General features: G+C 36.7%; 13 protein-coding genes. 2 read left to right on the top strand and 11 right to left on the bottom strand.

Annotation, left to right across the window (positions count from 1 at the left end; all coding sequences use genetic code 11):
- Positions 1–23: 23 nt before the first annotated feature.
- From ABH957_RS00780 to ABH957_RS00790, 3 genes are all read right to left on the bottom strand, one after another.
- Entirely contained in the window at positions 24–269 is a 246-nt protein-coding gene (locus tag ABH957_RS00780; RefSeq protein WP_002014770.1) for a YlbE-like family protein, read from the bottom strand.
- Positions 270–280: 11 nt separating this feature from the next.
- A complete protein-coding gene (ylbD, locus tag ABH957_RS00785) occupies positions 281–718 on the bottom strand; it encodes a YlbD family protein (protein WP_002138106.1) in 438 nt (145 codons plus the stop codon).
- A 234-nt stretch (positions 719–952) separates the two neighbouring features.
- Positions 953–1,987, bottom strand: a complete 1,035-nt coding sequence (locus tag ABH957_RS00790; RefSeq protein WP_033707146.1) for a CAP domain-containing protein — start codon at positions 1,985–1,987, stop codon at positions 953–955.
- A gap of 207 nt (positions 1,988–2,194) precedes the next feature.
- Here ABH957_RS00790 and ABH957_RS00795 point away from each other — a divergent pair, with 207 nt between their 5' ends.
- Positions 2,195–2,560 (top strand): YugN family protein, encoded by a 366-nt coding sequence (locus ABH957_RS00795; RefSeq protein WP_002066906.1) that lies wholly within the window; start codon positions 2,195–2,197, stop codon positions 2,558–2,560.
- Positions 2,561–2,606: 46 nt separating this feature from the next.
- Here the strand turns inward: ABH957_RS00795 and ABH957_RS00800 are convergent, their stop codons facing one another.
- From ABH957_RS00800 to cyoE, 7 genes are all read right to left on the bottom strand, one after another.
- Positions 2,607–3,605: a formamidase gene (locus ABH957_RS00800; RefSeq protein WP_000535796.1), complete on the bottom strand. Its 999-nt coding sequence runs from the start codon at positions 3,603–3,605 to the stop codon at positions 2,607–2,609.
- Positions 3,606–3,991: 386 nt separating this feature from the next.
- On the bottom strand, positions 3,992–4,897 hold the full coding sequence (gene ctaG, locus ABH957_RS00805) for a cytochrome c oxidase assembly factor CtaG (protein WP_002146015.1): 906 nt from the start codon (positions 4,895–4,897) through the stop codon (positions 3,992–3,994).
- An 81-nt stretch (positions 4,898–4,978) separates the two neighbouring features.
- Positions 4,979–5,311, bottom strand: a complete 333-nt coding sequence (ctaF, locus tag ABH957_RS00810) for a cytochrome c oxidase subunit IVB (RefSeq protein ID WP_002014776.1) — start codon at positions 5,309–5,311, stop codon at positions 4,979–4,981.
- Positions 5,312–5,314: 3 nt separating this feature from the next.
- A complete protein-coding gene (ctaE, locus tag ABH957_RS00815) occupies positions 5,315–5,938 on the bottom strand; it encodes a cytochrome c oxidase subunit III (protein ID WP_002121963.1) in 624 nt (207 codons plus the stop codon).
- Positions 5,938–7,773, bottom strand: a complete 1,836-nt coding sequence (ctaD, locus tag ABH957_RS00820) for a cytochrome c oxidase subunit I (RefSeq protein ID WP_181777920.1) — start codon at positions 7,771–7,773, stop codon at positions 5,938–5,940. Before ctaD ends, ctaE begins: the two co-directional genes overlap by 1 nt.
- 60 nt (positions 7,774–7,833) lie before the next feature.
- A complete protein-coding gene (gene coxB, locus ABH957_RS00825; RefSeq protein WP_002088304.1) occupies positions 7,834–8,883 on the bottom strand; it encodes a cytochrome c oxidase subunit II in 1,050 nt (349 codons plus the stop codon).
- A 93-nt stretch (positions 8,884–8,976) separates the two neighbouring features.
- A complete protein-coding gene (cyoE, locus tag ABH957_RS00830) occupies positions 8,977–9,900 on the bottom strand; it encodes a heme o synthase (RefSeq protein WP_002066903.1) in 924 nt (307 codons plus the stop codon).
- 497 nt (positions 9,901–10,397) lie between these two features.
- On the opposite strand from cyoE, the gene ctaA reads away from it, so the two are divergent.
- Positions 10,398–11,333, top strand: coding sequence for a heme A synthase (gene ctaA, locus ABH957_RS00835; RefSeq protein ID WP_002014781.1), 936 nt, complete (start codon positions 10,398–10,400; stop codon positions 11,331–11,333).
- An 86-nt stretch (positions 11,334–11,419) separates the two neighbouring features.
- On the opposite strand, the gene pyc is transcribed toward ctaA, so the two are convergent.
- Complete coding sequence (gene pyc, locus ABH957_RS00840; RefSeq protein ID WP_113937188.1) at positions 11,420–14,866, bottom strand: pyruvate carboxylase; 3,447 nt, start codon at positions 14,864–14,866, stop codon at positions 11,420–11,422.
- Positions 14,867–14,960: the final 94 nt, after the last annotated feature.

Consider the following 14,960-nt stretch of genomic DNA (forward strand, 5'->3'; position numbering starts at 1 on the left):
CGGACATAGTTTTTCCCTTCCAATTACGTCGTATTTTGCTGCTTCATATACTGGAACATATCAATCATAATTGAAGCAACGGCCAATTGATTTTGAAATTTTTCCACTTTATCTGGTATCGTTTTTTTGAAATGCTGCATGGCAGCTAACTCAAAAGCTTCTTTTTCTTCTGGGTTACGCGTCAATTTCCGATACCAGTATGGCTGTTCACGAATATAGCGAGCTAAATCCTCATCAGCTTTTATAAACTCCATAAGCTCTGCTCTCATCCTCTTTCCCCCTAATCCTTTTGAAAGAAAAAAGGATTATTTTCAGAAGTACTTTGTTCTTGCTGCGCACGGTTTCCTTGAAATTGTTGGATAACTTGTTGCACGCTACCAATCGCACTCGTTACATTTGCTAAATGATGTTGCATTTGTTCTACGTCTAGCTTTTTAAAGAAAGAAAGCATTTGCCCCATCACATCAGCAGTTTTTTCCTCTTCTGTTCGATTTTCTTTTTCTTCTTTATTTTCTTTTACCGAAGAAAAAGCAGGTGCTCCATCAGGTCTATACGCTATCCATATTTGATCTTCTTCACCAAGTAAGTACCATTCTTCATAAAATTGCTGCCAAGTTTTTTGACCACTTCTAACCTCATGAACCATTTTAGGGTGATGGTTTACAAACTCTTTAAACTGTTGAACCGATGGATGTAACGGCCCTTTTGTTGTTGGCATAATCCTCACCTCTTCATGTATATCTACTATATTGTAAGAAAAAAAAGGCACATGGTTCGCCTATTTTTAGACGATTCATGCACCTTTTTATCTTCCTATTTGTGGACAGTAAGACTCCCACCTTAAACTTCTACGAATACGCAGAAGTTAGGCGGGAGTCTTACTGCCCGTTAAAGCCCGATTGGTGAAGACTAATAATCAGTGAAGGATGCCCCCACTGATTAGAGTTTCATTTTATTTTCGGATAAAGTTTTGAGTATAAAATTTATCATATACCCCAACACCTAATCCAGTAAATTGTTCATTTAATAAATTCTTTCTATGACCCTCACTATTTAACCACCCCTGTACCGCCGCAATTCCATCACTATGTTGCGCCGCTATATTCTCACCAGCAAGTTGAAAAGCCACTTGCCCACTTTGCAAGCGATCTCCTAACGTACCAAAAGTAGGTGAATCGTGTGAAAAATAATTATTATCCTTCATATCTTTACTATGGCCTAATGCAACATCTGCAGTTTGTTGGTCAAATGTTAACAACGGTAATTGATGACGACTTCGAATAATATTTGTTAAATCGAGAATTTGTTGCATATTTCCATTTTCTACTTGCTTCATTTTTTCTGGTGTCAGCGGCTGTTCCGCTATTAATTCACCTGAATAAACAAGTTGATATGGTCTTTGTCGTAATAACGTTTCATCATCCATATAACGAAGACCAACAAGCTCATGTGTAAAGTGATCAAAGTATAATTGTGCCCATCCATCTTCTACAGGTACTAGCGGTTGTTCCATTACTTCCGTATCAGATAACTCAAATTGATAACTATTCTTTCCTCTTTTTAATGAAATCTCATGTGAAAGTGGATTCTTTTTATATACCTCTTCATACTTTTCATTTATATGATAGGGAGCCACCTTAACTTGCTCACCAGCAACATACGCCGTTACAACTTTACGTTCAGCAACTCCAAATTGAACATACTGAGCTAAATCTTGATTATACACCCACCATTCATATCCATAAGCAGAAGGCTCTATTCGAGATGGTTCGCCCCACTTCGCTAATAAATTCTCAGAGTCCCCACCAATCATATTTAAAACAGTGTCTGTGGATTCTTCATTTACTTGCTTCTTCTTTTTCACAATTTTATTTTCTTGCTTAGAGTGAGATGGAGTTAATATATATTGTGACACGAGTAACTTCCCGTATAAATCAACAGCTAAAATTAAAAATGTAATCATTACGATACGCAATAATTTCTTCAAACGATATACCTCCTGAACAAATCATAAAATCGAGATATACACAAATCCTTTTTTTTCCTTTTTTGTGTGTACCGTACTCTTTTCACTATATCATATTTTCACGAAAAAAGTCTGGATTATCCCTTTTCTCGCAATACGAATTGCACTTTCTTATTATTCGTACTATTATAAAAATAGTGTACTAACATTAAAATAAGGAGGTATTCTATGCAATTTACAAATACAAACTTTAATGATGCAGTCGTTGATCTAACTCTTTTAACTGAGATTATGGAAAACAATCATTTTGTACTTGCTGGACAATGGGATTACGAACGCGTTACATATGATTATAAATTTGAAATATTAAAGGATATTTATTATTTACGTGTACAAGGATTTGCTGTTGAAGGTGACATCGGCGGCAGACACGCTCAAGTAAAACTATTGCCACCCTTATTAGGAAAACATTATTATCCTCATGGCGTTGAATATGGAGATGATGAGATTTTCCCAACGAATGTACTTCAAAAAAGCGAACAACTCCTACAAAATATTGAAAAAGAGTTGAAAGAATTTCAAATTATTGAGTAAATAGAACAAGCGCATCATATCGATGCGCTTGTTCTATTTCTCTTACCTAAGAATGAATCGTCTTTTTGACTGGATACCCATAAATGGATCCATCTTTTACTTTAATCTCATCTTCCCAAGGAACCTTATATTTACCTTCAGCTAAATCTTTTACAAACGTATACGGGTTTTCTTTCACCCCACCAGGAGTCGCTACATATCCCCTTGAACCTAAATTATATATATTATTTTCGAGACCCCATCCTAATCTAGCCTGATCTGCTAGCTCTGGATATACTTCGGCAGTAACAATCTCCCAAGGGTTTCGGTGTCCCTGCACTAAAGTAGTCCCATCAAAATTACATACTTGTCCTTCACCAAAGTAATAAAATACACCATCATAACCCGCTAAGTTCACTGACAATGTATACATTAAATTTTGCCATGCATTTGAACGATTAGTTAACATCCATTGTTCACTAACTTGTGTGCTATATCCGGAAATACGAATCAAGACATTTGCACCTTTATAGGCCGCTTCACGGGCTACTTCAGGGAACATGCCATCATGACAAATACAAACAGCTAATTTACTTCCTCCAGGTCCATCACAAACAGGTAAGCCTAAATCTCCAGCTTTCCAAGGCTCGACTGGCACCCAAGGATTTAACTTACGATACTTCAAAATCATTTCACCCTGTGGATCAATAATAATTGCTGTATTATACGGTTCTCCACCATCAGGATTTCTTTCCATTATAGAAAAAACACCATATACTTCAGATTCTTTACATGCCTCAGCAAATAAGTCTGTTTCTGGTCCAGGAACTGTACATAAAAACTCTTCTGTAGTCCATTTTTTTGTATTGAGCCCCTGTGTACTATATTCGGGAAATACTATCAATTCTAATCCAGGATAACCTGATTTCGTTGAATGAATTGTTTTTATGATCTGTTTAATTTGTTTATCAATGTCTGCACGCGACTCTACTACCGGTACTGGATATTGAATTAACGCTGTTAAAAAACCACTAATCGGCTTTACCATGCTTCCACTACTACCCATCTAAATTCCCCCTTAAAATAGTTCATGTTTATTAAAGATAACAATATAAAGTGAAACTTTAATCAGTGGGGGTTTTGTCCATCCCCCACTGATTATTAGCCTACACCAATCGGGCTTTTACGGGCAGTTGATCTCCCGCCTAACTCCCTCGCAGTCGCCAAATTTCGAGGTGGGAGTCTTACTGCCCCTTAATGCGGGATAAATTTGTAATTCTCTAAAAAATTTGCACTACATATGGAATTATTACGCATTAAAGCTAGTAGTAAGTTTTATATCCACTTTAGTACATGCCTACACTAACTTAACATAAAAAGTTTGAAAATTCAATCTTTTACAATTAGCTAAAACCAAAGAAGAAAAAAGTGTATGGAATCCCATACACTTTTTTACTTAGTCTGTAAATACGGCGGCAATTGTTGCAACTGCTCTTTATCCTTTTCACGCTCTCTACGTGCCCATTTAAAGAACACATAACCGATAATCGTACCGTACACTATTTCCTGGACAATTTTCATAATGATACCGCCTGTTTGTTGGTCTTCTACTACCGGCATCCAATGTAAAAATTCTGGTCCAGTTATATTTAAATCTGATAAAGTCCCCGCCGGTACACAGAGCTCCATTGCCTTCATCCAAGCGGCCGGATCTGTATATGTTGCAAATAATGGTGCAGTCGCAAAAATTATTAACGCACAAGCTGGCGTTAATAAAATACCATTAGCAAACATATAACCAAGCTTCTTAATATCACTTAAAGTTTGATATTCTGGTAGCGGATTTAACATCGGCCACCACATCATCATTGCTGCAAAAAACAATATAGCAAGGCAAATAGGATGCGCTATTTGACTTTGTTTTACTGTATCAAAAACAACTGGCAAATGATAAAAGGAAAACAGACCGTTAAATACCAACAACGCAATAAGCGGCTTTCCAAAAACCTTTAGCACAATTTGAACGAACTTAAAAGAAGTAATATATTGATATAACCATACGGGTATACCAAGCAGTAATAACGGAGGCACCGCAATATACATTACTGCCATCTCAAGCATATGTGCACTAAATATAATATGACCAATTAAATCAATAGGTCCTCCCTTTACAAAATACAAAAGAACAATCCCGGTCGTAAAATAAAAAATTTGCTTCTTACTTACCTTCGTCGCATTTTCAAATCGCGTTCTATATGGTCCAATAACTAAAAAATAACTAATAAGAATCGAGATCATAAATAATAAAAAAATCGGACTCCATAAAGCTTGAAAACCAAATACCCATAAGTTTTCCATTTCCACACCTACCTTTTCAAAATCCTTATATTTCATATACAAAGAGGGCTATGATAAATCAGAGCCCCCTACTATCACTGTTTAAATCCACACAATTGTCATAAAGGCTAATATTGTTAATAAACCAATTAACAATCCAGAGTATAAGAAGAAACTCGCCGCTTCATGCCCTTTATGACTCATATGCATGAAATAATATAACTGAAATATAACTTGAATGACTGCTAACAATAATATAAATGGAACCGAAAAAATCGGGCTAAATGTTTTCGGATATGCCACCGCTGCAAATGCAACTAATGTTAAAAAAATCATTAGTGAAAATGTAACAACTTGGTGCTTCATTTCCTCTGCACTTTTTCTCTTCCGATAAACAAGATCCACCTTAGGATTATTCGTTTGCTTAACCGCCATTGTTTATCCCACCATTCCCATCAAATATACTACAGTGAAAATAAACACCCAAACTACGTCAATAAAGTGCCAATAAATTGATGCAACATAAAACTTTGGTGCGTTGTATAAATTCAAGCCTCTCTTCGCGTTTCTAAAGATTAATGTTAAAATCCAACATAATCCAAACAACACGTGGAGCCCGTGTGTACCAACAAGAGCATAAAATGCAGAACCAAACGCACTACTTCTCATAGTATGCTTAAATTCATGCGTATAATGATAAAACTCATATATTTCAAACCCCAAAAATCCTAAGCCAAGCAACACTGTTATAAGTAACCAAAGTTGCATTTTCTTAAAGTTAAAATTTTTCATATGATACATTGCGTATACACTCGTTAAACTACTTGTTAACAAAAGCATCGTCATAATGAAAACGAGTGGCATTTGAAACATCTCTTGAGATGTTGGTCCACCATTTGTAGAGTTCTTTAACGCTAAATATGTGCCAAATAAGGAAGCGAACAACACTGTTTCGCCTCCAAGAAATAACCAAAAACCAACAAACTTATTTTTCCCCTCAAGGGTTGCTTTTTCAGGCTCTGCTGGAAATGTTTCATTCGTTAATTTCTCATCTACATGCATTACGCCTTGCCCCCCTTATCATCTAAATCTTCCTTATGAATATGATATCCATGATCATCAATTACTGAACGAAGGAACATTGTACCAAACGTAATGATTAAACCGATAATCGCTACTAATAACCAAAATTTATCTTTGCCACCCTGCATATACATCGCACCAAAAGCAGCTATAAATAGACCTAGAGAAATAATAAACGGTGAAAATGAAGAATTTGGCATATGAATATCACCGACCGGTTCCGCTGCTGTCATCTCTTTATTACCCTCACGCTTTTCAATCCAAAACGGATCTAATCCACGAACAAATGGTAACTGTTTGAAATTATATTCCGGTGTAGGTGCTGGCATTGTCCACTCTAATGTACGTCCATCCCACGGATCACGACCAGCCTTCTCTTTTGATACCGTTGTTTTTATTACATTGAATAAAAGAACAATCGTTCCAAGAGCCATAAACACTGCTCCAATAGAACTAATCATATTCCCCATTTCCAATCCTTGCCCCTCTAGATATGTGTAGTAACGACGCGGCATACCGATTAGACCTAGGAAATGCTGAATAAAGAACGTTAAATGGAAACCGATAAAGAATAACCAAAATGTTATCTTTCCTAACGTTTCATTTAATACTTTATTAAACATAAGTGGCCAATAATAATGCGCACCTGCAAGTAAACCAAATACAACACCACCAACAATTACATAATGAAAATGTGCTACTACGAAATAATTATCATGAAACTGATAATCAGCTGGTGCAGAAGCAAGCATAACACCTGTAACTCCACCCATAACGAAGGATGGAATAAAAGCTACCGCCCACATCATTGGTGTTGTAAACCTAATACTTCCACCCCACATTGTAAAGAGCCAGTTAAATATTTTAATACCCGTTGGAACTGCAATCGCCATTGTTGCAACCGAGAAGATAGCATTTGCAACAGGCCCAAGACCAACAGTAAACATATGATGCGCCCATACCATAAATCCTAAAAACCCTATCAATACTGTCGCGAACACCATAGAGGAATAACCGAATAATCGTTTTTTCGAAAATGTGGCGAAGATTTCTGAGAATATTCCGAAAGCTGGGAGTATAAGAATGTATACTTCCGGATGACCGAAGATCCAGAATAAATGCTCCCATATAATCGTGTTCCCTCCTAGTGCTGGATTAAAGAAACTTGTGCCAAATAAACGATCTAACATTAAAAGTCCTAATCCTACAGTTAATGGTGGAAATGCAAATAAAATAAGTGAAGATGTTACAAATGTTGTCCATGTAAACATCGGCATGCGCATGTACGTCATCCCTGGCGCGCGCATATTAATAATTGTAACAAGGAAGTTAATACCTCCAATTAATGTACCAATACCTGATATTTGCAAGCCGAGTACATAAAAATCAACACCATGTCCTTTAGAGGCTAAAGCTAAAGATGCATACGATGTCCACCCTGCATCAGGCGCTCCTCCTAAAAACCAACTTAAATTTAAAAATAATCCACCAAAGAAAAATAACCAAAATCCGAGCGAATTCAAAAACGGGAACGCCACATCACGTGCTCCAATTTGAAGTGGTACAGCGGCGTTCATAAATGCAAACACGAGTGGCATAGCTGCGAGGAAAATCATTGTTGTACCGTGCATCGTTAATACTTGATTATAAGCATCCCCAACAAGAAAAGCATTGTTAGGAATCGCTAACTGCAGGCGAATAAATAGTGCTTCTATTCCACCTATTACAAAAAACAATCCACCTGCAATTAAATAGAGAATGGCAATCTTTTTATGGTCTACTGTCGTTAAATAATCCCATATGACAGCACCCATCCCCTGTTTTTTTGCTACAGAACTCACGTTTTCAACCTCCCCTTCGCAAATGATCCCTCTTTATTTTTCAATCTTTAACGTTTGTAAATATGCATTTAATGCATTAATTTGATCATCCGTTAAGTTGCCATATTTACCAGTCATTTTATTACCTGGTTTCATATTTTCAGGATCTTTGAGCCATTTTTTTAAGTTCTCTTCATTATTTTCGGCAATACCAGCAACCATATCGCGATCTGCGAAGTTTGCTAAGTTCGGTGCGATACGAGCAGAAGGTGGTCTACTATCATTTGATCCAACTGCATGACAACCAATACAGCTTTTATTAAATATTTCTTGACCCTCTTGCGCCTTTGTAGAAGCTACTTCTTTTTTTCCATCAATCTTCTTCATGTCAGCAAGCCACTTTTTGTACTCGCTTTCATCCAGAGCTTTCACTTTGAACTGCATTAAAGAATGTGATGGGCCACAAAATTCTGTACAAAAACCATTATAAGTGCCCGATTTATCTGCCTTTAACCACATTTTGTTTACATTATCTGTATTTGTATCCATTTTCCCAGCTAAAGATGGAACCCAAAACGAATGTTTAATATCGGCACCCTTCAAATTCAAATACACTTTCTTACCTGTGGGGATAACTAAATCTTGAGAAGTTACTATTTTTTCTGATTTATAAGAAAATTCCCACCAATAAAGATTCGCTGTTACATCAACAACGATAGTATCTTTATCAATATTCTTTTTCTCCATCGCACTTACATCAGCAAGCTTGAATGTATATGTAACAGTCGGAACAGCCAAGATTAACAAAAGAATAATCGGAATGACTGTCCATATAATTTCTAGTTTGTGATTTCCTTCAACTTGCTCTGGAATATAATCTTCCTCACCCTTTTTTTGTCGGAAACGCACAATTACATATAAGAAAATAATAGTAACTACAAGTACTACTCCTACCATGATTGCACTCGCTAGTAAGAGCAAATCATATTGCATTTTTGCTACTTCCCCTTGCGGAATTAAAGTAGACTGAAAAGCTTTACCGCATCCCCCTAACAGTAAAGCCAGCAGTGAAACGAACGAAAGCAGTCGCCACTGTTTCTTCATACAAACAACCCCCACTTTCTTTGTGAATTAGATTGTACTTTATAGTTAAGTAAAGTAAATCTCAACGTAAAGAAATCCAATCATGTCGTTGTCTTAGAAGAATGTAACTACAATCATTGACACAAATAAGATTGTTAAGTAATTCAAGGAATAAACAAACATTTTTACGGACCATTTGATGTCATCTTGCTTACGGAAGCCATAAAGCCCTAATGCGATCCATCCGATGTTAAGCAATGTTGCAATTACCATGAATGTTATTCCAAGCCCACTCATATAAAATGGTAGTGGTAATAAACATACTGTCCAAATCATAATCTGACGTTTCGTAATATCAAATCCCTGTACAACAGGAAGCATTGGGATTCCTGCATTTCGATATTCATCAACACGCTTCATCGCTAATGCGAGGAAATGTGGGATTTGCCAAATAAACATAATTAAAAATAACATCCAAGCAATTGGATGATTTAAAGACGGATCAATTGCCGCCCATCCAATTAAAGGTGGAACTGCTCCTGATATACTACCTACAACAGTATTTAACGTATATTTTCTCTTCGTCCATAACGTATATAAAACAACATATGTGAAGGCACCAATAAATGAGATTAACACTGCCATCGGTGTAGTAAGTAATAAAAATGCAAAGCCAAGAAGTAAAATTACAAGTCCAAATGCAAGTGCAAAGCCAGGTTTATATTTACCTGTTACCGTTGGACGGTTTTTTGTTCTTTCCATTAATGGATCGATATCTCGGTCAATGTAGTTATTTAAACAACATACCCCTGCCATAATTAATGCAGAACCAACGATTGTGAAAAATAACTTATCTAGATTGTCCATAACACTCAATCCATTAAAATGTAAAGCCAACCAAAATCCTGTAAATACAGTAAGTGTATTTGAGTTTACAATCCCCATTTTAACGAGCGCTGATAAATCTTGTAACCGAGTTGTTTCCGGTACAATTGAAACAGCTGACTCATCATGCAGCTCACTTGTTGCATGGTTCATCACTTTAACCCCCTCTTAAACCTATCATCTTTCTAAGCATATATTTCATGTGAAATATTCCGCTTCTATATAGCAATATTATTACAGTAGAAATATTGTTAACCCATTCTACTACTAATCTACGCCCATACTCCAATATATTAAATCACATTTCCCGAACATTTTGTGAAGAAAACATGAACTTTTTGTGTCGAACATTAAAAAACTTTATTCTAATTTATCCTTATCATAACATGATGTTATCTTCTATAATAAACTATTTTGTCATATTTAGCATGTATTCTCCCCATTTCTTTTCAAAATAGCCCGAATCCCTCCTAAAATATGTATTTTAAATCCCATTTTTTCCTTTATAATACGTACGTTGTCCTCGCCCTCCATTTCTTTGCTATTTTATTATTTTTTATATATCATAGGACTGTAGCACGTTTTATTCTATACATAATGGAATGAAAATATTTCGCAATAACTTCATAGCAGAAAGATGGTGAAAGAGATTGCAACGCTTTATTAAATGGTTAGCAGTCATTACAAGTCTCGATTTATTAGTAGTTTTACTAGGAGGCGCTTTAGTTACAAAAACGGGTTCAGGCCAAGGATGCGGCAAATCATGGCCTCTTTGTAACGGTGAATTTGTTCCATCTAATTTATCAATGGAGACTATTATTGAGCTAAGTCACCGCTTAACATCTGGATCAGCAGGAATCCTTGTTACTCTTCTTTGTATCTTGTCCTGGAAATATTATAAACATGTGCGCGAAACAAAGACGTTAGCAATTTTATCCTTCGTATTTTTAGTTGCACAAGCATTAATGGGGGCGGCGGCGGTTGTTTGGGGTCAAATGCCTGCTGTATTAGCTATTCATTTCGGTATTTCCTTAATTTCATTTGCTTCTGTCATCTTGTTAACGTGTCTTATTTTTGAAATTGATCAGAAATTTGATGCACGTTCACTTATTATGGACAAAAAAATGAAATTTCATATTTATGGTGTAACAATTTACAGTTATATCGTTGTCTACACAGGAGCTTTAGTACGTCACGAACGAGCTACCTTAGCCTGTCCAGACTTCCCTTTATGTAGCAAAAATAGACCTATGCCAACTCAACTACATGAGTGGGTTCAAATGGGGCATAGAGTTGCAGCGATGTTAATTTTCGCTTGGATACTATATGCGATGATTATCGCTATTCGCCATTACAAGCAGCAGCGTGTAGTATACTGGGGATGGATTATTTCATTTATCCTTGTTACACTTCAAGCTATAGTAGGGATTTTAGTCGTATTTACAAATGCTAGTTTAGCAATGGCATTATTACATTCGCTCTTCATTTCTTGCCTGTTTGCTGTACTATGCTATTTAGTTATGATAGGTACAAGAAGTACAGTCAATGCAAAAGAAACTGAATCAACTTCTAAGCAAACAAAATAAAGTAAAACTTTAATACCTTGCCAATTCGGCAAGGTATTATTTACACACAAAAAAGAGCTGCTTTCGCACAGCTCTTTTTCTTTATTTTAATGATCTAATTCAATGAGTAAATCTCCCGTTTGAATTGCATCCCCATCATTTACATATACTTTTTTCACTTTACCACTAAATGGCGCTTGAACCGTCGTTTCCATTTTCATAGCTTCTGTAATTGCCATGGAATCACCTTTTTTCACTTCATCGCCTTCTTTTACAACTACTTTAATAACAGTTCCCGGCATCGTTGCGCTAATATGATTTGGATTTTCACGATTCCCCTTCACACGCTGTGCAACAGTTGATTTCACGCTTTCATCTTTCACTACGATTTCACGCGGTTGTCCATTAAACTCCAGGTAAAGCACACGATTTCCATCTGGCTGTGGCTCCCCAATGGAAACTAGTTTAACCATCAATGTTTTACCTTGCTCGATTTCCACATCAATTTCTTCACCAAGTCTCATACCATAGAAGAATGTCGGTGTATCAAGCACAGATACATTTCCATAAATCCCAGCAACTTTTTCGTAGTCCATAAATACTTTTGGATACAATGCATATGCGACTACATCAAAAATTGTTACTTCGCGTCCAAGTTTGTGGAATAACTCTTCTTTTAAAGCATCGAAATCTACTGGTTCTAATAATTCACCCGGTCTTACTGTTAATGGCTCTTTCCCTTTTAAAATAATTTTTTGTAATTCTTTCGGGAAACCACCATATGGTTGTCCTAAATCTCCAGAGAACATTTCAACAACAGATCCTGGGAAGTCCATAGCATGTCCACGTTCTAAAATATCTTGTTCTGTTAGGTGATTTTGAACCATAAATAATGCCATATCACCGACAACTTTAGATGATGGTGTTACTTTTACAATATCGCCAAACATATCATTAACACGGCGATACATCACTTTAACTTCATCAAAGCGATCTCCTAAGCCAACTGCTTTTGCTTGTTGTTGAAGATTACTATACTGTCCACCCGGCATTTCATGCATATATACCTCTGTGTGAGGAGCATTCATACCACTTTCAAATGGAGCATAGTATTTACGTACATCTTCCCAATAATGAGATAGTTTTTCTAATGAGTCTATATTAACATCTGGCTGTCTTTCGTTTCCACCCAACGCATAGTATAGTGTATTCGCACTTGGTTGTGACGTTTGACCAGCCATTGAACTCACCGCTACATCGACAATATCAACACCTGCTTCAATTGCCTTTGTATACGTTAAAATACCATTTCCGCTCGTATCGTGTGTGTGCAGGTGAATTGGAATCGACACCGTCTCTTTTAATGCTGAAACTAAATCATATGCTGCGTTTGGCTTTAGTAAGCCCGCCATATCTTTAATTCCTAAAATGTGAGCTCCTGATGCTTCCAACTCTTTTGCTAAGTTTTTATAATAATTTAAATCGTATTTACTACGTAACGGGTCATGAATATCTCCTGTGTAACACATTGTCGCTTCTGCAATTTTACCAGTATCTCGTACAGCATCAATTGCAACTCTCATGCCTTCTACCCAGTTTAAGCTATCAAAAATACGGAACACATCAATTCCAGCTTGAGCAGAACATTCCACAAATTTTTGAATTAAATTATCTGGATAGTTTTTGTAACCTACTGCGTTTGAAGAGCGAAGTAACATTTGGAATAAAACGTTTGGCATTTTTTCACGAAGATCTAGTAATCGTTCCCATGGATCTTCTTTCAAGAAACGATATGCAACATCAAACGTTGCACCGCCCCACATTTCCGCTGAGAATAAGTTTGGTAACATTCTCGCTGTCGGCTCTGCAATGTGATGTAAATCTTTTGTACGAACACGAGTTGCAAGTAATGACTGATGTGCATCACGGAATGTTGTATCAGTTAAAAGTACACGCTTTTGATCTTGTACCCACTTTACTAATCCATCCGCTCCACGCTCATCCAAAATTTGTTTCGTTCCATTTTGCATTGGCTCTGAGTGTATCACATTTGGTATACGAGCATCTGGGAAAATTGGTTTCTCTTTTTTCCCTACTCCTGGGAAGCCATTTACTGTTACTGTACCAATATAATTTAACATTTTTGTTCCGCGGTCTTTACGTTTCGGGAACAAGAATAGTTCAGGTGACGCGTCAATAAATGAAGTATCATACTCTCCCGATAAGAAGTTTCTATGTTTTACTACATTCTCTAAGAATGGAATATTTGTTTTAATACCACGAATACGGAATTCTTTTAAGTTACGTTCCATTTTTGCAGCGGCTTGTTCAAAAGTAAGTGCCCAAGTAGTAACTTTTACAAGTAAAGAATCGTAGTACGGTGTAATAACTGCACCTTGGAAACTATTACCTGTATCAAGACGAACACCAAAACCACCGCCTGATCGGTACGCCATAATTTTCCCTGTATCCGGCATGAAATTATTTAGTGGGTCTTCAGTCGTTACACGAGATTGGATTGCAAATCCATGCACAACCACTTCCTCTTGCTTAGGAACACCTACCATTTTGCTATGTAATGCATGTCCATCAGCTATTAAAATTTGCGATTGAACGATATCCACTCCTGTAATCATCTCTGTAATCGTATGTTCAACTTGAACACGTGGGTTTACTTCAATGAAGTAAAACTCATCACCTTTTACAAGGAATTCTACCGTTCCAGCATTTAAATAATTTACATTTTTCGTTAACTTTACTGCAGCATCACAAATACGCTGACGCAAATCATCTGAAAGCGACACGCTCGGTGCAATTTCAACTACTTTTTGATGGCGTCGTTGTACAGAGCAATCACGCTCATACAAATGAACAACATTACCTTCTTCATCTGCTAAAATTTGTACTTCTATATGTTTAGGTTTTTCAACGAATTTTTCAACGTACACTTCATCATTACCAAAGGCTGCTTTTGCTTCTGATTTCGCGCGATTATACGATTCTCTTAATTCTTCACTAGCACGTACAATACGCATACCGCGACCGCCGCCACCAAGGGATGCTTTAATAATAATCGGGTAATCATACTTTTCAGCAAACTCTTCAACCTCTTCTATTGAATTTACTGGACCATCACTACCAGGAATAATTGGAATTTGTGCTAGCTGCGCTTGTGTTCTTGCTTTAACTTTATCTCCAAACATGTCTAAATGCTTACTTTTTGGACCGATAAAGATAATCTCTTCTTCTTCACAACGTTTTGCAAATTGAATATTTTCTGACAAGAAACCATATCCAGGGTGGATTGCATCTACATGATTACTTTTCGCAATCTCAATAATGCCTTCAATATCTAGATAAGCATCAATTGGCTTTTTCCCTTCCCCAACTAAATAGGACTCATCGGCTTTATAGCGATGATAAGAACCGCTATCCTCTTTAGAATAGATCGCAACTGTGTTTAGTCCAAGTTCTGAACATGCTCGGAACACACGAATTGCTATCTCTCCACGGTTAGCTACCAATACTTTTTGAATACGTTGCAGCTTTGTCATGATTTTCCCCCTCTATTTTCCTACCACTCTAGAGATAAAATACATACACACTCTACAGAGCGTGAAGTTCTTCACTTTCTACATTATATTATAC

Origin of the sequence: Bacillus sp. RC242 (assembly GCF_044908245.1) — a bacterium.
Taxonomy (GTDB): Bacteria; Bacillota; Bacilli; order Bacillales; family Bacillaceae_G; genus Bacillus_A; species Bacillus_A mycoides.